This window comes from Rhodoluna miladensis (SeqCode) (assembly GCF_965234705.1).
Lineage (GTDB): Bacteria > Actinomycetota > Actinomycetes > Actinomycetales > Microbacteriaceae > Rhodoluna > Rhodoluna miladensis.
Genome location: NZ_OZ248465.1, coordinates 332115 through 350423 on the forward strand (window position 1 = coordinate 332115; position 18309 = coordinate 350423).

Annotated in this window: 17 protein-coding genes; 10 read left to right on the forward strand and 7 right to left on the reverse strand. The window is 49.3% G+C overall.

Annotation, left to right across the window (positions count from 1 at the left end):
• Nucleotides 1-98 precede the first annotated feature (98 nt).
• A complete protein-coding gene (locus tag AC8GDC_RS01660; RefSeq protein ID WP_506558153.1) occupies nucleotides 99-1448 on the forward strand; it encodes a UDP-glucose dehydrogenase family protein in 1350 nt (449 codons plus the stop codon).
• Nucleotides 1449-1933: 485 nt separating this feature from the next.
• Here the strand turns inward: AC8GDC_RS01660 and AC8GDC_RS01665 are convergent, their stop codons facing one another.
• Together AC8GDC_RS01665 and AC8GDC_RS01670 are read right to left on the reverse strand one after the other, a co-directional pair.
• The gene (locus tag AC8GDC_RS01665) at nucleotides 1934-2665 is read right to left on the reverse strand and encodes a type 1 glutamine amidotransferase (protein ID WP_506558154.1); all 732 of its coding nucleotides are present in this window, start codon (nucleotides 2663-2665) and stop codon (nucleotides 1934-1936) included.
• Between the two features lie 42 nt (nucleotides 2666-2707).
• On the reverse strand, nucleotides 2708-3352 hold the full coding sequence (locus AC8GDC_RS01670) for a TetR/AcrR family transcriptional regulator (protein ID WP_506558155.1): 645 nt from the start codon (nucleotides 3350-3352) through the stop codon (nucleotides 2708-2710).
• 176 nt (nucleotides 3353-3528) lie between these two features.
• Here AC8GDC_RS01670 and AC8GDC_RS01675 point away from each other — a divergent pair, with 176 nt between their 5' ends.
• The 5 genes from AC8GDC_RS01675 (at nucleotide 3529) to AC8GDC_RS01695 (ending at nucleotide 7715) form a co-directional block, all read left to right on the forward strand.
• Nucleotides 3529-3789, forward strand: coding sequence for a hypothetical protein (locus AC8GDC_RS01675; protein WP_506558156.1), 261 nt, complete (start codon nucleotides 3529-3531; stop codon nucleotides 3787-3789).
• 59 nt (nucleotides 3790-3848) lie between these two features.
• Complete coding sequence (deoC, locus tag AC8GDC_RS01680) at nucleotides 3849-4814, forward strand: deoxyribose-phosphate aldolase (protein ID WP_506558157.1); 966 nt, start codon at nucleotides 3849-3851, stop codon at nucleotides 4812-4814.
• Between the two features lie 5 nt (nucleotides 4815-4819).
• Entirely contained in the window at nucleotides 4820-6256 is a 1437-nt protein-coding gene (locus AC8GDC_RS01685) for an aldehyde dehydrogenase family protein (protein ID WP_506558451.1), read from the forward strand.
• On the forward strand, nucleotides 6256-7107 hold the full coding sequence (locus tag AC8GDC_RS01690) for an aldehyde dehydrogenase family protein (RefSeq protein ID WP_506558158.1): 852 nt from the start codon (nucleotides 6256-6258) through the stop codon (nucleotides 7105-7107). The genes AC8GDC_RS01685 and AC8GDC_RS01690 overlap by 1 nt, the downstream gene beginning before the upstream one ends.
• Nucleotides 7108-7184: 77 nt before the next feature.
• Entirely contained in the window at nucleotides 7185-7715 is a 531-nt protein-coding gene (locus AC8GDC_RS01695; protein WP_506558159.1) for a phosphate-starvation-inducible PsiE family protein, read from the forward strand.
• 98 nt (nucleotides 7716-7813) lie between these two features.
• Here AC8GDC_RS01695 and AC8GDC_RS01700 read toward each other — a convergent pair whose 3' ends face one another.
• From AC8GDC_RS01700 to AC8GDC_RS01715, 4 genes are all read right to left on the reverse strand, one after another.
• Nucleotides 7814-9025: a metallopeptidase domain-containing protein gene (locus AC8GDC_RS01700; protein WP_506558160.1), complete on the reverse strand. Its 1212-nt coding sequence runs from the start codon at nucleotides 9023-9025 to the stop codon at nucleotides 7814-7816.
• A gap of 49 nt (nucleotides 9026-9074) precedes the next feature.
• A complete protein-coding gene (locus AC8GDC_RS01705; RefSeq protein ID WP_506558161.1) occupies nucleotides 9075-10004 on the reverse strand; it encodes an alpha/beta hydrolase in 930 nt (309 codons plus the stop codon).
• Nucleotides 10005-10072: 68 nt separating this feature from the next.
• Nucleotides 10073-12034 (reverse strand): CASTOR/POLLUX-related putative ion channel, encoded by a 1962-nt coding sequence (locus tag AC8GDC_RS01710; RefSeq protein WP_506558162.1) that lies wholly within the window; start codon nucleotides 12032-12034, stop codon nucleotides 10073-10075.
• Between the two features lie 105 nt (nucleotides 12035-12139).
• Entirely contained in the window at nucleotides 12140-12418 is a 279-nt protein-coding gene (locus tag AC8GDC_RS01715) for a hypothetical protein (protein WP_506558163.1), read from the reverse strand.
• A gap of 192 nt (nucleotides 12419-12610) precedes the next feature.
• Here AC8GDC_RS01715 and AC8GDC_RS01720 point away from each other — a divergent pair, with 192 nt between their 5' ends.
• Together AC8GDC_RS01720 and AC8GDC_RS01725 are read left to right on the forward strand one after the other, a co-directional pair.
• A complete protein-coding gene (locus tag AC8GDC_RS01720) occupies nucleotides 12611-13501 on the forward strand; it encodes an N-acetylneuraminate synthase family protein (protein WP_506558164.1) in 891 nt (296 codons plus the stop codon).
• Nucleotides 13501-14574 (forward strand): hypothetical protein, encoded by a 1074-nt coding sequence (locus AC8GDC_RS01725; RefSeq protein WP_506558165.1) that lies wholly within the window; start codon nucleotides 13501-13503, stop codon nucleotides 14572-14574. Before AC8GDC_RS01720 ends, AC8GDC_RS01725 begins: the two co-directional genes overlap by 1 nt.
• Here the strand turns inward: AC8GDC_RS01725 and AC8GDC_RS01730 are convergent.
• Entirely contained in the window at nucleotides 14548-15753 is a 1206-nt protein-coding gene (locus AC8GDC_RS01730; RefSeq protein WP_506558166.1) for a DUF6716 putative glycosyltransferase, read from the reverse strand. The genes AC8GDC_RS01725 and AC8GDC_RS01730 overlap by 27 nt on opposite strands.
• A 135-nt stretch (nucleotides 15754-15888) precedes the next feature.
• Here AC8GDC_RS01730 and AC8GDC_RS01735 point away from each other — a divergent pair, with 135 nt between their 5' ends.
• Nucleotides 15889-17103: a polysialyltransferase family glycosyltransferase gene (locus AC8GDC_RS01735; protein ID WP_506558167.1), complete on the forward strand. Its 1215-nt coding sequence runs from the start codon at nucleotides 15889-15891 to the stop codon at nucleotides 17101-17103.
• The gene (locus AC8GDC_RS01740; protein ID WP_506558168.1) at nucleotides 17100-18266 is read left to right on the forward strand and encodes a cytidylyltransferase domain-containing protein; all 1167 of its coding nucleotides are present in this window, start codon (nucleotides 17100-17102) and stop codon (nucleotides 18264-18266) included. The genes AC8GDC_RS01735 and AC8GDC_RS01740 overlap by 4 nt, the downstream gene beginning before the upstream one ends.
• The last annotated feature ends 43 nt before the right edge of the window (nucleotides 18267-18309 follow it).

Genomic DNA, 18309 nt, shown 5'->3' on the forward strand with positions numbered 1-18309 from the left:
ATACCTTAAGGGGCCATTAATTTTTGGTGAATCTGCTGCAAAACGGGTATGGCTTGAAAACAAGACATGATTTTTGAGTTTACTTTCGAGTTGTGGGAATGAAAATAACAGTAATTGGCTTGGGGTACCTCGGTGCGACTACTGCAGTTGCTTTCGCAAAGCTGGGACATCAGGTTATTGGAATCGACCCTGACGAATCCAAAGTAAAAGCGTTGCGTGCTGGTTCTATTCCAATTTACGAACCTGGTCTGCAGTCAGCACTCACTGAAGCCTTGGCAGCAGGCAATGTTCAGTTCTCTGTGGGGCACATCCAGGAAAGTCTTGATTCTCAAATTCACTTTTTGTGCGTTGGCACTCCTCAATCAAAAGTAGGCCTGTCGGCTGATACGGGCTACCTCTTCCAAGCAATCGATGAACTTTTGCCATTCATGTCAAGTGAGTCTGTAATTGCCGGCAAGTCAACTGTTCCGGTTGGAACCGCTGACAGCATCATCGAGCATGTGAAGAATCTCACCGGGAAGGCTCCAAATTTAGTTTGGAACCCTGAGTTCTTGCAAGAGGGCAAAGCTCTGGAGGATTCCCTGTATCCGAACCGAATCGTCATTGGATCCTCAAACCAATATGCTGCTGAAGTGCTGAAGGAGTTCTACAAGGCACAAATTGACGAGGAAATACCATATGTCGAAACTGATTTGAGGACCGCTGAATTAGTGAAAGTAGCGGCAAATGCTTTCCTCGCAACCAAAATTTCCTTTATTAACCTGATGGCCGAAGTTGCCGAAGTTGCAGGAGCGGACACGTCACAGCTGGCCACGGCAATCGGATTCGACGACAGAATTGGCTCAAAATTCCTAAAAAACGGAATTGGTTATGGAGGCGGCTGTCTTCCAAAGGATCTACGTTCGCTTGTGGCCCGAGCAAAGGAACTCGGACTGGGAGATTCCGTCAAACTCTTTGAGCAGGTTGAAGCTGTGAATAATAGGCGCCGAAGTAGACCGATAGAAATTGCTAAACAGCATTATGGTTCTTTGTTTGGAAAGAAAGTCTTAGTACTTGGCGCATCTTTCAAACCAGACACGGATGACATTCGTGACAGTCCTTCCCTTGAAGTTGCCGAACTGTTTTATCAGGAAGGGGCAATTGTCACTATCCACGATCCCCTCGCGTTATCAAAGGTTGCCAGTAATTATCCAACCCTACGAACCCAGAGTGACATAAAAGTGGCTTTTGAAGACAAAGACGTTGTGGTCCTTGGGACGGAATGGCCCGAATACAAGAGCATAGACCCAACCGAGTTATCGACCATCCGCAGAACAAGTTTGCTAATAGATGGTCGAAATTGTCTGGACCTAGGCAAGTGGGCTTCAGCTGGATGGTCCGTTGTCGGGCTTGGAAATGGCCTTAGCCAGCCTGTTAGTACATCAGCGTCAAACAAAGCGGTTGCTTAGATTTACTTAGGTCAAACAAAGCGGTTGCTTAGATTTACTTAGGTCAAACAACCCGACTAGATCAAAGTTAATAGACAAGTAAGTTCCGGGTTCAAGTCCCCGGAGGGGGTGCACTTAAAATCCAGTTTCTTCTCACGAGAGCTGGATTTTATTCATTTTGGCGTCAGGGGCACCGACAACACTTACGGATTAAACAGCAAAATCGTAATACTTCCAAAAACTACCATCGCAGGCAGAGTCAAAACTGCGATAAAGGCTTGTAAGGCCTTCCAGTCAATTTGTTCCCATAGCTTTTTCACAGTCTTTTGCTCCCCAAGAAGTCGTTCTTTTATTGTTGCAATATCATAACTGGATTGAACCACATAGTCTGCCTGCAACGGCTTGTAGCCGGTTTCAAGTTCCAGATGCCCACTTGAAAATCCACTTTCTTCTCATCTGATCTGGATTTTCTCTTCTGACGGGGTCGAGTGCAACGAAACCTCTAGCTACCGGCTATGGAAGACCAGAACCTGTTTTGCAAAAGCTGCGGATAGGTCCCAAGCTTGCTTGCGGTAGCTGGCTGCAAGCTCATGGGATTTAGCAATCTGTTCATCGATGTCGATGCCCTCGCGAATGAAAGCACCGCGGTAGGTGCTTAGCCAAGCCAACTGCTGAGAAAGACCGACCTCGGGGTGAAACTGAGTTGCCCAGGCACTTGAGCCGACTCTGAAAGCCTCGATCATTCCATTGCTTTCGCCTAGCAGGACTGCGTTTTCCGGCAAATCAAAACTGTCATAGTGAAACTGAAAGGCGTCGGCATTATCATCCAAAGCACCGATTACTGGATCGCTGGCGGCTTCTGGCAACATGTCGACTTTTGTCCATCCGAACTCACCGACCTCTGCCTTATAGACCCGACTGCCAGCAGCCGAGGCGAGTAGTTGCGAACCAAAGCACAACCCAAGCAGAGGGGTCTCGGTATCTAAAGCCCACTGCATAATCTTGCGCTCGTGGCTCATCCAATCGTGCTTGGCCTCTTCGAGAACGCCAGCGTGCGCACCAAGTGAAATCACCCCCGAGTACTGCTCAAGGGTTTCTAGATCAGGTTTGCCGACACTGTCATTTTGTACATCCCAGGTATCCATGAGAATGCCAGCCTCGGCAATCGGGTTGGCCATCTCATTGAGGTGGTCATCGATGTCGTGAACGACAACAAGGATCTTCGGCTGACTAGTCACGGGGCCCTTTCGTTTGTAAGAATTCTAGTGCCCAGCGGGGCCTCAATCAGCGGAAGGCCACTTTTCTAAGGGACGAGCAACTATTGATTTTGCCTTCGCCGGACTAACACCCAAAATCGCTAGAGCAATTCCTAAGGAGGCATCAGCATCTAGCGGCGAAAGTTCGTTTGTTGTGTGGACACCGTTCAAGATTCCTGTAACGCAGTAGCCGAACATCCGCATTCGCTTATCGAACTCTGCTTTACTGATCTGGCCCGAGCGCGCAAAGCGTTTCGCTGCAGGCATCGCATCCGCCTGCACTGCCTCGATGAAAAATCTAGGATTAACGAGGGCTTTACTGATAAGTCTTGCGAATTCTGGATGCGTCTTCGTGACTCGGAATAATCTTCGACAGACGTCTATCGCGACCTCTAGGCTTTCGTCGGCAGGAATGCCGCCGTGGGCCCAGTCAATCCATTCTCGCCATGCTTCTGCTAGGGCTTCTTTGAACAGCGCTTCCTTGTTGTAGAAGTGGTTGTAGATCGTCGTGGGCGAGACCTGGGCGTATGCCACAAACTGCTCAACGGTGGCGTCGGGACCGATTTCTGCGAGCACTTCCTGCGCAGATTTGATCAGGGCCAATCGATTGCGCTTGGCAGCTGGGGTTAACCCTTGACCTGGATCTTTTAGAGACTGTTTGTCCGCCATCCCACCATTGTATTAACTAACGGTGACTCTCATGTTTCGGAAACGTTCATGGTTCGGAATAGGTTCCATATTTGGAATACCATGCCAAATATGGCATGATTTACCAAAATAAAGCGTTAGATACCCCTGGCCACTCCGGATGGCCACAATCCTTAGAGGCGAAGTTAGAGGAAAGCATGAGTACAAGCAACTACTTGGCAGTGGAGGAATCTTCGAGCCTTCCTGTCGAAAGAGCCTCAAAATTCACTTCCCGGTGGGCTATTCCAAGAGTCGAACCTCTAGAGCAGCCAAAGCGCTCAAGGAAAAGAAGGCAGATTAACAACATTGTTCTGCTGTTTATCATCTATGTCTTCAAGCAGGCCAAGAAGAACATGGTGTCAAGGAGATTACGAGTGAAGTACCGATCAATGGCTGCAAGAAATAGGGCAAAATACTGATTCTCGGCTGATTTAGCTCTTTGCTTTAGACTCGGAGGAGACTTCCAAGGAGCAAAAAGTTGACCAAGAACGATCCAGTTGCAATAGTTGGCGGCAAGATCACCAACTCAAGCCTTCGGCGCTGGTTACACTCCCTTCCAGGAGTCGACAAGGTCGGTTTGGAAGCTCGTGCCGCTGGACTTGGAACTAGATCAATCAAAACAACTTCCAAAGCCTGGGCACTCGATGCCGCCATCAAGATGATGGATCTAACTACCCTCGAGGGAATGGACACCCCTGATCGGGTGCGTTCACTTTGTTTAAAGGCACTAACTCCTGACCCAACCGATCCTGATTGCCCAAGACCTGCTGCAATTTGTGTATACGGCGACATGGTCTCAGTTGCCAAACAAACTCTTGGCAAATCTGGGATCTACGTAGCAGCGGTAGCAACAGCCTTTCCATCCGGAAGAGCATCGGTAGCTGTAAAGCTGCAAGACACCAAAGATGCCGTCAAGGCCGGTGCCGATGAGATTGACATGGTTATCGATCGTGGAGCATTTCTATCGGGCAACTACCTAGAGGTCTATAAGCAGATTCAAGCTGTCAAAAACGCCTGCACCAGAGCAGATGGTTCCAGAGCTCACCTAAAGGTGATCTTGGAAACAGGGGAGCTGCAAACCTATGACAACATCCGAAGGGCAAGCTACCTTGCCATGCTGGCCGGTGGGGATTTCATCAAGACTTCAACTGGCAAGGTCACAGTAAATGCGACCATACCTATTACTCTTTTGATGCTCCAGGCAGTTCGGGACTGGTACGACCAAACTGGTGTACTAATTGGTGTTAAGCCTGCCGGAGGCATAAGAACTGCTAAGGATGCCATCAAGTATCTGGTGGTAGTCAAGGAAGTAGCGGGAGAGAAGTGGCTTACCCCAGATTTGTTTAGATTTGGAGCCTCTAGCTTGCTTAATGATGTTTTGATGCAAAGGCAAAAACTAAAGACCGGAAACTACTCCGGTCCCGACTATGTGACCGTGGACTAAGAGGTATAAAGATGTTCGAATACGCACCCGCCCCTGAATCAAGGGCACTGGTTACCTTCCAGAGTAGCTACGGCCACTTCATCGGAGGTAAGTTCACCAAGCCATCAAACACTTACCAAACCATTTCCCCTTCCACCGAGCAGGTCCTAGCCGAGATCTCAACCGCCAGTGCCAAGGATGTAGATCTAGCAGTCAAGGCAGCAAGAAGCGCCTACGAAAAGGTCTGGTCCAAGCTCTCCGGTGCTGAGCGAGGAAAGTACCTATACCGAATTGCAAGAATCATTCAAGAGCGCGCTCGCGAGCTAGCAATTGCCGAAACTCTCAACAACGGCAAGCCAATCAAGGAAACCAGGGACGCTGATATTCCACTAGTTGCAGCATGGTTTTTCTACTACGCCGGTTGGGCCGACAAGCTCGACTACGCAGGATTTGGTGTCAACCCGAAAGCCCACGGTGTTGCAGCTCAGGTGATCCCGTGGAATTTTCCACTGATGATGCTGGCTTGGAAAATAGCGCCTGCCCTTGCTGCTGGAAACACTGTGGTTCTAAAACCCGCCGAAACAACTCCGCTTACCGCATTGCTATTTGCCGAGATTTGCCAGCAGGCTGGTTTGCCAGATGGTGTTGTGAATATCATCACCGGCTTTGGCCAAACTGGAGCAGATCTGATTGCTCACAAGGATGTCAACAAGGTTGCCTTCACTGGTTCCACAGGCGTTGGAAGACTAATCGCCAAGCAGGTTGCTGGAACAAACAAAAAAGTCACGTTGGAACTTGGCGGCAAGGCCGCCAACATCGTCTTTGATGATGCCCCGCTTGATCAGGCGGTCGAAGGAATCATCAACGGAATCTTCTTCAACCAAGGCCACGTTTGCTGCGCCGGATCTAGATTGCTAGTTCAAGAATCCATTCAAGATGAGCTGATGAAAAAGCTCAAGCGCCGCATGGAAACACTTAAGCTTGGCGACCCACTTGATAAAAACACTGACATCGGAGCCATCAACTCCAAAGTCCAACTCGACAAGATAACCAAGCTGGTCAAACTTGGTGTCAAAGAAGGCGGCGAGGCCTGGGCTCCGAACTGCGAGATCCCGAAGAAGGGCTTCTGGTACGCACCGACAGTTATCACCGGCGTTGCCGCTACAAACACTGTTGCCCGCGAGGAAATCTTCGGTCCAGTGCTATCGGTACTTACCTTTAGAACCCCAGCCGAGGCGGTAGCCAAGGCTAACAACACCCCATTTGGTCTAAGCGCTGGAATCTGGAGTGAGAAGGGCTCGAGAATCCTAAAGGTTGCCGATCAGCTGAATGCTGGAGTTATTTGGGCAAACACCTTCAATCAGTTTGATCCAGCTAGCCCGTTTGGTGGCTTCAAAGAATCTGGCTACGGCCGCGAGGGAGGCAGGCACGGATTGCTTGCTTACCTGAAGGGAGATAACTAATGCGTCTTGATGTGAAGAAAACCTACAAGCTTTTCATCGGTGGCAAATTCCCTCGAAGCGAATCCGGTCACACCTACGAACTAACAAACCCCAAGGGCGAGTTTGTTGCCAACGTTGTTCTGGCATCTAGAAAAGATGCCAGAGACGCCGTTGTTGCCGCAAGAGCTGCTCAGTCTGGCTGGGAAGGCGCAACCGCCTATAACCGCGGTCAGGTTCTTTACCGCATCGCCGAGATGCTCGAAGGAAGACGCGAGCAGTTCGTGGCCGAAATCCGTGAGCTAACCGGAGCAACCGAAAAGCAAGCCAACAGCGAAGTGGATGCAGCGATTGATTCTTGGGTTTGGCACGCTGGCTGGTCGGACAAAGTTGATTCTGTTGCAGGTTCAATGAATCCGGTGGCTGGGCCTTTCTTCAACATCTCAACAAATCAGCCAACTGGTGTTGTCGCTGCATTCGCTCCACAAAAAAGCAGTCTGGTTGGACTGGTGAACACCATCGCGCCGATTATCGTCACTGGAAACGCAGTTGTCGTAGTTGCCAGCGAATCACTTCCCCTTTCGGCAATCACCCTGACCGAAGTTTTGGCAACTAGTGATTTGCCGGGTGGAGTAGTAAACGTGCTAACCGGTAAAGAAAAGGACTTGTCTCCATGGCTTGCCTCACACCAGGACGTGAACGCGGTAGACCTAGAAGGAACTTCTGACCCAGTTGATCTAGAAATTCGTGCCGCCGAAACCCTAAAGCGAGTGGTTCGGCCAGGGGCTTTTGCACGGTCCGCATCCAAGGGTTCACTTCAGCAAATCTTGGCCTTTATGGAAGTAAAGACCGTCTGGCACCCCAAAGGGCATTAGCTAGCGCTCAAGCGGCTTTGTTAGACACACCCCGCTACAAGATTGATGGCTCAAGCTAATGTGCGACAAACTTGGCTATGGCGAGAAAACTAAGCGCAAAGACAAGAAACACTGAAGACCTTGAGGCTCAGCCCTCCATGGTTCCTACCAAGCTTCTAGACGCTGTTGAAGACGTCTTTCATGTTGTACTAACCGTCCTTTTGTTCCTGGTGGCTCTGGGAGCAGTTATCTTCACTGTGATCAGATTGTTCAACACCGAACCTTTTTATCCAAACGGTATGCTTCAGGCCATCAACGACATCTTGTTTGTTGTAATCATCCTCGAGATTGCCCGCACCGTAATTGCAAGATTCAACAGCGGTTTCTACCAGCTCAGTCGATTCCTAGTAATCGGTGTCATCGCATCCGTTCGACACATCCTGTCAGTTGGTTCTTCCCTGACGCTTTCTATTGGCAAAACCCCAGAAGCATTTGAGCGCGGAATCATCGAACTACTTGTCAATGGCGGAATAGCCGTGGCTTTGGTGCTAGCTATCTTTATGACGCGAGTAGCCGAAAGGCAACCTGAAGGTAGTGGCAGCAATCGAAAGAAAGCTGCAAAGGGTTAAGATATTTCAAATTCCCAGACCTTCTCAACACAAGATGGAGTGCATAGAAAATCTAGGTGCAGGATTGTTGGAATAAACCTTCAGAAGCCGACTGGAAGTCACCCAAGCTTTTCAATCTTGACAACATCTCCATAAGTTCCTGATTCAACGAGGCTGAATCGGTATCCCATAACTTCCACAGACTCGCCCGTCTTGAGAACCTCAACTACCTTCACTGGGGTCCTTCTATAGGGCACTTTAGAATCCAGCGTGTAAACCACGCTTCCAATGAGGTTGTCTGCTCCCGCTAGGCGATTGTCGTAACCGATAGGTTGACGAGACTCCACAATTAAGGCCTCTGTTTCATTTATAGGGACTACAACTCCCTTGGTGCCTTCTGATTCACTGGCAACCGGCACCAACCAATGAGTGGATGCCTCAGAATTTGTCTTGCAATGGAGCTGGTTGTTCTCTAGAAATCCCAGAAGAAAACGATGCCAAACCAGCAACTCTGGGTAGGTCGGGTTGTTCATCATGTCGTAGAACATCCCGTCGGAATTCTGGTTGCCTAAGTCTGTTGTGTCACGTATGTCGGTTAGACCAAGACCATGAGCAAATTCATGAATGTAGGTGTCTGTATCTACGTAATCACCACCAGCCATAATCAGGTTCAGGATTTCGCCTTCATCGGTGCCGAAGTTGTTTTGCGTATCCACCAGGAATGTTCCAATTTCCTCGCTAGTCAGACCTGGGGGAAAGACAATGAACAGAAAGTTTGCACCAGTGAAGTCAATCTTTGCGTCAACCTCTTTTATCACTGTGCGAGCGAGGCTCGAGTAGGCAGATCCGTTGAACCTTCCCTCAAAGAAGGAGCCACCTAATCCATAATCCTTGATGGATTTAGGCATAGTTATCCAATCAGGCGCCCAGTTCCAAGTGAAATTCAGAGGAACAGATGATTGAGCTTCGTAAAACGATTGAATGGCCTCTGTGTATATCTCATTTTGAGACTGGGGTGAGCCTTTGCCTCCCGGCTTGTCTGGAAAATCCACACCAACAATGTGGACGTTCGCACCTTTTCGGAGGTCAATTCTTCCCTTGGGAATAGGGAATCCAATGGTCATGTTTGTCAGTGCGGGGTCTCCGTCGATGATGCGACATTTTTCGTGCTCAGCAAATAGAGCTGCATCGGACAAATAAACTGTTGGTTGCGTCGCTGGTAAAGCGCTGGGCTGCTCAAGGTTAGTCGCGGGATCTGCGGCTGTGCAGGAAGAAAGAAGCAGTGAGACGGCGATTGACGCGGCACACAACACGGTTGTTGATTTAGTCATGTGCTTAATCTAGACCTCATGCTGACTTTTTAGAAGGAGTCTTGAAGGCCTAGGCCACCAATGCAGTTCTAAGCCAACTCTTTGCTGAAGCTAGATAATCCTTAGCAAGTTGAGAATCGGGCGCTAGCCCTTCAAAAGCGTGCGGAGCCCCGTGGACTATCTCCAACTTGCAGGCAACTCCAGCTGAAGAGAGCTTGTCAGCGTAGGCCTTGTCTTCTTCGAAAAAGAGCTCAACATCACCAACGCCAATCCAGGTCTTCGGCAAGCCGTGGAAAACGCTCCTGCGGGCAGGGGCTGCATAGTCGGCAACCTCATCGGTTCCTAGTTTGTTACCCAAGTAAGATTTCCAACCAACAAGATTCATTTTGTTGTTCCAGACAAAATGATCGACAGCATCCAGCGATCTATTCAGCGCTGTTCGATCATCGAGCATTGGGCAAAATAGCCACTGGGCCAATGGCTGCACTCCGCCCTCATCGTGAAGCCGAAGCACCAAACCAGCGGCAAGCCCGCCTCCGGCGCTCTCGCCACCAACTGCCATTCGCTGGCGGTCAATTTGTCTTGCCGAAGCATTTTCTAGTAGCCATGTCCAGGCGCTGTGGCAATCATCTACAGCGGCAGGGTATGGGTTTTCTGGAGCTAACTTGTAGTCCGGAGAGACAATCACGATATCTAGTTCCGAGGCGGCGGTTGATAGCAAAGCATCATCCATAGCGGGGGAACCGATCATCATTCCGCCACCGTGGATGTAAAGCATCGCAGCGCGAGTCTTGTTTCCAGCAGGAGTGTAAACACGCAGCTTTACTCCACTAGGGGTCTTGGCCGATTCAATAGTTACGCCAGTTGAGGATTTAACCTTGGGGAGCATCAATGGCAGTAAGGCTCTGGTGACTGCCCTTCCAAAACCGCTGGTGACCGGAAGTTTCGGGAATGATGCGGTTGCTTTTCTAAGCTCTGGGTGAATTAGGTTGATGTCCATTTGAATCTCCTTAGCTGCCATAGGTAGAAAGATCTAGTGGACCGAGATTATCACTCTCGCGCTGGTTTCTACTTCCTAAGATCCCCTACAACAATCAACCCATCGCCCTTGGCTGGTGTGAACTTGGCTGTCTTTGCTGGGTTTAGCTTCACACCGGAAGATGCTTGCTGCTTAGAGCCGGCCAGGGTGCGGTAGCCAATAACGGATTCGCCGTGAGCTTTACCAATAGCTACAAGCTCGGCAAATTCAATTGACTTACCAACTGGCGCGTAGGTTTCAATCGCGTTCACGCTTAGTGATGCGCCATCAGCATCGAACAAGTCGTCGAAGACTGGAGCCAGGGCAGGGTTTTCAGAAACCTGAGCAATCAGCAAAGCTGCGAGGTTATCGCTGACAACCATGTCATCAACGGCTGCAACGCGAGCAAGCTCGGCCTTGCGGCTATCTAGAATCTCGGCCACCAGTCTGGTTGGCTCAACACCGTTGCCCTTAGCTTCAAATAGCTGGTTCATCTGAAGCATAGTGAGCATGGTCTGCGAATCTGCTTCAGCTTCGCTGATTGCCTCGCGGTAGCCAAGAATTACAACTTCGTTGTATTTCTTCGCAGAAGCTGCCTTGATCAGATCATCAATGTCTCCAGAAACCGAAGCATGGGTGACTTTGATGTTCTTTCCAAACTTCAGACCCTTTAGCTCTTCAGCTGCAACGTGACGTGCCTCGGCAACGATATGAACGGTTGAGCCAGTTGGTAGAAACTGTGCCAGCTCACTAACAACAGCGCGTCCCATCGATGACCAGCCAATAAACAGCAGGTGCTCTGGCTTAGATTTGCCGGAAGCTTTCTTGGCGATCTTTTTGGCAACCAAATCCTTGCGGATTCCGGAGTAAATGATCTTGTCGTCATCAAGTGCGATAGCAATGACCTTGGTTCCGGCTGGAATCTTCGTGGTTGCTGGTGGGTTAATCTGGGCTACACCCTTAGAGTCGACCAGTCCAATTACTGAAGCTTCGTTGAAAGCCAGCAGCGCATCACCATAGGTTTTGCCAACCAATTCTCTAACTGCCGTGATGTAGATCTCATCCCCAGCAAAATCCAGCAGGTCCAGGGTGACAGCAGCAAGGCCAGGCTGTCTTGAAGCCTGGGCAGTCACGCGAGCAATCACGTTTTGGGACCTAACGGCGATTACCTGGCCGTTGGTAGCTGTGCTGATTGCCTCAGCTGTGTTCTCATCATCCAGCTCGGCGATGATTCGAGTGGCTGTGTTTGAATTCACGGACTTCACTGCAAGCACGGTGGAGACGATGTTGGCATCTCCTGACTCGTCGGCATCCAGGATGATGATTGATTTCGCGCTAGAGACGTTGGCGCGCTTTAGGTCCTCGGGGTTTGTGACATCACCGGTTCTGGTGATGACCTTTAGCTTTCCAAGGTTTGGAACTCTCGAGCGAATCTCGGCGTCCATGACGGCTCTGGCGGTTGGGGCAAAGATTACAACTCGGGGTTTGCGAACATTTTCGTTAGCAATAGCTAGCTCGGAAAGAATCGGGAACACGCGGTTGGACCAGCCAAGGATAAGGGTGTGACCGGATTCGATAACGGCGCTTTTACCTTCCTGAAGCTTGGCAACAGCGCGAATGATCTGGGCTGAGATAAAACCGATCACTGCACCAGAGATGGCGATACCGATCGCCCAGTAAAGAGTGTTGATCAACTGCGTGCCCCAGGCAGCAGTGGATCCGATTCCTAGAATCTTGGTGAATGCTTCCCAGAAGCTAAAAAAGTATGTCGCAGGGTCAAGCGGCTCATTGAGAGCAACCACGGCGGCAATACCGCGCTGAACCGCCGACATGATGATGGCTAGGAAGATGATTGCGATGAAGACGTAACCTACGAAGGCACCTGGCTTAGACAATGAATTGTCAAAGTTGTATCGAAGGCGAGTAAAGAAACTTACCTTGCTAGCTTTTGGGGCGTCAGGTTCGCCTTGGGCGCCTTGACCGTAGGATCTGGATTCATTCAATTTAGACATAGGCGATATTTTACTGAAGTCACTCACCAAGTTGGCCGGGATGTATCTAAGCCACAGTTAGTTCGCTTTAGGTCACATGGCAGCTAAAGCCAGTGAATGATTGGGCTATTTCTTGCGGGAGGCAGTAAACAGTGTCACGCCACCGAGAAGCAAAAGTCCTATCGGACCCACGTAATCAAGACCTGAGTACCAGTCGGTCCAGGCATTGGCGATTACGAAGATCAGTCCAAAGACGCCCATGGCGATCAGAGCCCAAGCGATGCCCTTTGTCATCGCAGGGTCGGTTTTTTGAAGATCAGCTTTGGTTTTGGCCGCAACGGTTCCGCAAGATAGACAGTTGAGTTCGTTTTTTGGGACGGCTTCGCCGCAGTTTTTGCAAGTCATGCTCTCCAGCCTATTGGTTAGCGTTATTGACCCAACCTTTTCTCGACTTTGAGTTTCAGTCCCCAGATATTTGGATGGGCCCAAGAAGCTCTTGCCTTCAAGGTCTCAAGTTAGCCATATTGACGCTAATCGTTCGGGGCATCGTAGCCCTGAGTTTGCTTTTAGTTAATCATTAGGGGAGAGATTGGGGTCATGACAAACACTCAAATGGACCACTTTCAAACAATAGGTAAAAACTCAATTGGCAATGACCAGCCAGTATATGTGATTGGTGAAATCGGGCTTAACCATAACGGTTCAGTCGATATTGCAAAGCAGCTAATCGATGTTGCCGTTGAAGCAGGTGCCCAGGCTGTCAAGTTCCAGAAGAGAACTCCAGATATTTCTACTCCAGAGCACATGAAGGACACCCCTCGTGAAACTCCTTGGGGCACTATGACCTACCTTGAGTACCGCTACCGTGTTGAATTTGAGAAGGAGCAGTACCTCGAGATTGACGAGTATTGCAAATCCAAGGGAATTGATTGGTTTGCATCACCCTGGGATGAACCGTCCGTTGACTTTCTAGAAGACCTAAATGTAGTTGCTTACAAGATCGCCTCGGCGTCGGTCACGGACCTATCTCTGCTCAGCAAGATCAAAGAAACTGGCAAGCCAGTTATCCTCTCCACCGGAATGTCAACTATCGAACAGATTGACAAGGCAGTAGAAACCCTCGGTAAAGAAAACCTCTCTTTGATGCACGCTACCTCTACTTACCCACTGCCTCCAGAAGAGGCCAACATTCGTATGATCACCACCCTGAAGGAAAGATACGAAGTTCCAGTTGGATACTCAGGCCACGAAACCGGTCTTCAGATTTCGATCGCAGCGGTTGCCCTTGGGGCAGTAAGCGTCGAAAGGCACATCACAATGGACAGGTCCATGTGGGGAAGCGACCACGGAGCATCCCTAGAGCCCAAGGGCTTTGTATCATTGGTTCGAGACATTCGAATCGTTGAGACAGCACTTGGAGATGGTGTGAAACGAATTTACCCAGGCGAATTAGCACCGTTGAGTAAGCTGCGTCGTATCGGCGCCTAGTGGCCCGCCTCATAATCTATGCCGGTTTTCATAAAACCGGGACAAGTGCAATTCAGGCTGCTTTCCGCAAGCAGGCTCCAGCATTGCAAGCCATTGGCATCTATTACCCTTCGGGCTTTGGCAAGCACGCCCAGCACATCTTGGCGAAGATTAGCGCTGCAAACACCCAAGAGAAAAGATTTCGAGCAATCAAGCGTCTTACAAAAAGACACGAAACCGTGCTGTTGGCAAGCGAATTTTTCAGCGAACAAAATGCGCAGGACATCAGTACCCTAAAGTCGGCATTAGGTCCAGGGGTAAACGTTGAAGTTGTATTTAGCTACCGCAGAATTGAAGAAATCGTTCCTTCCCAGTATCAGCAGTTCATTCGAACTGGCTATGGTGAGGATCTAGCAACCTTCTCCAAAGCGATCCTTGAGCGCGACCAATCCCATCACGAGGCCAAATTGTTTTGGCGTCGCCACGCTGTTTCACGAATACTTGATGATTGGGCAAACGCATTTGGTGCGAAGAACGTTCACTTAGTCAATGTAGACAGACTCAACCCAGATTATTTAACAAGTTGGTTTGAAACATTCTTGGGGCTGGAGCCACAAACTCTGCATGAGAACGCCCAAGGCAGAATGAACCGATCGCTGGATTTAGAAGAGATCACCTTTGTAAAGACTCTTCTGTCTTTGCTCCCGCCAGAGCGGATTGCTAAAGAGTGGAAACTGATCTTTAGAGACAAAATGATTGCGGAGATTGCATCGAGACCCTCAAGTAACCCAAGTCCACGCAAACTAAGTCTGGACTCAAATCTTAAGTCCCAATTTGAACAGATTTCAAAGCAAGTGCAAAGTGAGATTGGCCAGTTGGGAATCAACATCCATGGCCAAGTTATGGAAGTTGAAAAGGCGGATAAGGCATCAACTCAACCATTGCCAACGTCTATTCACATCGACACCGTCGCTCGAGCAATTGCAGCGGTTCGACCAGACCATCACCTGCGTCAGGCTTCAGTTCGCGAAATGGCCAGAGAGATTTGGTACCGAGTTCTGCGACGTCTAAGAGGAATTTTTCCCAAGAACTAGCTTCAAGTACTTGATCAGCGCTATTCCTAGAGCATTAGGGAAGATTACCCTTAGAAGCTCTCCGAATAGAAGTGACTTACCAATGTTTGTTGGGAAGATCCGCTTGGGGCTTACCCGCTTCGATTCAGTGAGCTGGGATAAAGCTTGGACCCAGTTATCTTCTGATTTTTTGTGAAAGTAGTTTTTCTCTAGCCACACCTGGTTTGGCTTCTGCAGTCTGGCCAAGCCGTAATCACGGATGTTCCAGACCAGCCCCGAATCTTCAAAAACCGCATTTGCCAAGGCATCCTCAACTCCAAAATCAGAGATGATCTGAGTGGGATTTCCCATAGCCAGTGACTCCAGGGCAGCTGTCGAGGACAATGTGACCAGAGTCGCGTTGGAGTTTTTTAGAAACTCGGAGATGGAACCAACTTCGAATTCGAAGTCCCCGGCAGAAATAAGGCCTAGCTCAGCTAGTTCCTCCGCTAGCCGAGGGTAAGGATGCGCCTCGAAGTGAGTCTGGGCTTCACCTTCGATTGCGCGAAGCTTGACGATAATTCTTAGCGCAGGGAATTCTTTACGAAGGCGAGAAAGTTCAATCAAGACTTTCTGGCGATCTTCCAGAGTTTTGGGCATATCTGGCTGTGGTGCAAATATCAAAACTTCAGGGCCTGGGTGCTTTGGTTTTGAAGATGCAGCATTCAGAAAGGGCAAAGTAGCCAAGGCCAGTTTCGTATTTACTGACATTGCCTTGAGCGCTCCGGCAATTCTTTCAAGCTCTGCCTTACCTGCCATCAGTAATAGGTCTGCGCTTGTACGTGCTCTCAAAGGCGCTCCAACCAGGTGATAAGCAATCCCTGGGGATCCTGACACCAACTTAACTTGACTGCCTTGAGGGGTCATATCCAACAGCCATCGAAACAGCACGAGAAATGGCCCAGTAGCGGCAACGACAATAATGTCGGGCTTGGTGCGCATAACTCTTCGAACAGTTGCAAAAACGTGTTCGCGAACAATTGAATCCGAATTTTTCTCGCCTACGGCTAGTTCAATTTGTCTAAGAGAAGGGTTCTGCAAGCTTTTTACCAGAACAAGTGAGGTTCGCCAGCTTTGAGGGATAAGGTCATTAAGCCCTACAGCCCACTTGAGGTAAGAGTCTGTGGTAGCAACGAACATTACGTTCGGTAACCAGTTCACCCTTGAGATGCTAGGGCAGTTCTCGGTGTATCAGGTGAATGAATGTTTACCTAGAGGTTAACAGCTAGCCGTAAGCACTTATCTGGCAAGAGCGCTCGAGGTTAGACTTAGACCCAGGAGTAGGTAGGGCAACCTTTGAAGTTTCTAACTGTGGTTTCGCAAAAGAACCAAGCCCTGCGTTTGCGCCTTTTTCTAAGCGACAGCGAAGCTGGTCGTCGCATTCGTGAGAAAATTCAGCTCTCGACCCTGGTGCTTTACCTGGATTGGGGAGATTCGACTGCACCTATACCCGACGAAATTAATGAATTATCAAAAACTTTAGGCGATGCCCCGATTCAGCGCGTGACGCTGCCGAACGCGACCCAAGTATTTACACGGCTCAGGTTTCGAGATTTCAGTACCATTTACGAAAAGATTGTTACTGACAACCCTGATCTAGAAAAGGCATACCTAATGTCTTACGAAGGTCACTATGCCGTTATGGCAAGAATCCTAAACACCGCGGGAGTATCCCTGACCCTAATTGAGGAGGGGCTTGGAACCTACGTCCACTCATTTGACAATCGAAGGATCTCGGTGCCGAATCTTGGAGGTACTCTATTCCAGGCGGCAAAAGGGTTTTTGGGTCCAATAATCAACCGGGACCCCAGTACTTCCATTTCTGCAATATTCCAACGTGCGGTTCGGGAGGTTTATTGGGGTATTTTTGGTGAGCCTGTTGCCAACAAAAATGAAATCACTTCCGGTTTCCGTGAGTTCAAGACTTTCCATAGTTCGTTTCCGGATTTGGCCAAAAAAGTCTTTCCTAACGCCAAGGTCAAATTCACCCCATTCGGCTTAGTAATGTTACGAGCAACTGAAACCGGTAATAAGTCACAAAGTGTTTCGACTTTGGATACTAAGGACAGCCTCTTTCTGGGTCAGACTTATCCTTTGAGCTCGCTTCAGCTGAAAGCAATTCTCGAGCGGGCACTTGAAATAACCCCTGGCAATATTTGGATTAAACCCCATCCCAGGCTTACTCCAGATGGGCGGCAGGTGTTCCTAGAAGCCGTGAGTCTCACGGGCTCAAATCGCTTGTTGTTTTTGGAGAACAATAACCCTGCGGAATATGACATCTACCAACTTCGTCCCAATCTTGTTTTGAGCCTGACCTCCAGCGCTCTAACCTATGCCAATCAGGTCCACCCCGCTTGCTCCTGCATCTCCTTAGCCGATTTGGCTATTAGCTTGTTAGATGCCTCTAGTACTCGAGCCGACCGTCGCACCCGAACAATTCTGGCGGCTGACCGAGCCGTCTTGGAGTTTTTCCCTCACATCCAAATTGATCCAGGAAAGGCCACAACTTGAAAACCGAAAAATCTAAGGTGGTAGCGATCATCCCGGCTCGGGGTGGATCTAAGGGGATTCCCCGAAAGAACCTCAGGTTAGTTGGAGGGCTGCCTCTGGTAGCAAGGGCTATTCAAACTTGCAAACAAGTAGCCGAGATCGATCAAGTTTGGGTATCAACCGACGATGAAGAGATCGCTACGGTCGCCCGAAGTTTTGGTGCACAAGTAATTGATCGACCTCAAGAATTATCAGGTGATAAGGCCAGCTCAGAATCTGCCCTTTTGCACGGTCTTGATGATTTAGCTGAATCTGGCCAGGACCCAGAGGTATTGGTTTTTGTGCAAACCACCTCACCATTTATTGATAGCGAGGCTCTTGGTAAAGCTGTGGCAATGGTAACCGAACAAGGATACTCATCGGTTTTCTCAGCCTACGAAACCTATGGTTTCTTGTGGCAGGAGGACACTGAGGGTGCAACGGGAGTCAACCACGATCTAAAGTACCGACCTAGGCGTCAAGACCGAGAGCCGCACTTCATGGAAACGGGAGCATTCTATGTAATGGATGTTTCCGGATTTAGAGCCTCAGGCCACCGCTTTTTTGGAAAAGTAGGAATTGCCAAAGTCCCAGAAAGTTATGCAATAGAAATCGATACTCCAGAGCAACTCGAGAGCGCAGAGCGTCTGGCACCATTTTTCAAGAGCATCGATATCCCCCAGAGTGCCATTCGAGCAGTCGTGATGGACTTTGATGGTGTGCATACGAATGACCTTGTGACTGTTACGGAAGATGGCCAGGAGAGCGTTTCAGTGAGCCGTTCCGATGGCATGGGTATTGAGTTGCTAAAAAAGGCCGGAATACCGATGGTGATTCTCTCAAAGGATAAAAACGGGGTCGTGCTGGCAAGAGCTAAGAAACTTGGGATAGCGGCCTTCAACTCTCTAGACGATAAGGTTCCGGCACTTCAGAAGTGGTGCAAAGAACAAGCTGTAGAGCTAGCAGATGTTGCCTACATCGGAAATGACATCAATGACTCTGAGTGCCTAAAACTCGTTGGTTGGCCGGTAGTGCCATCGGATTGCAATCCAAGTATTCGTCACTTAGCAAAGATTGTCCTATCAAAACGGGGTGGAGCAGGGGCAATAAGGGAATTTGCAGATTTGATTCTCAAATCCTCATAGGACCAATTGATTTAGCCTCCGGCCTAGTCCAATACCGAAGTTT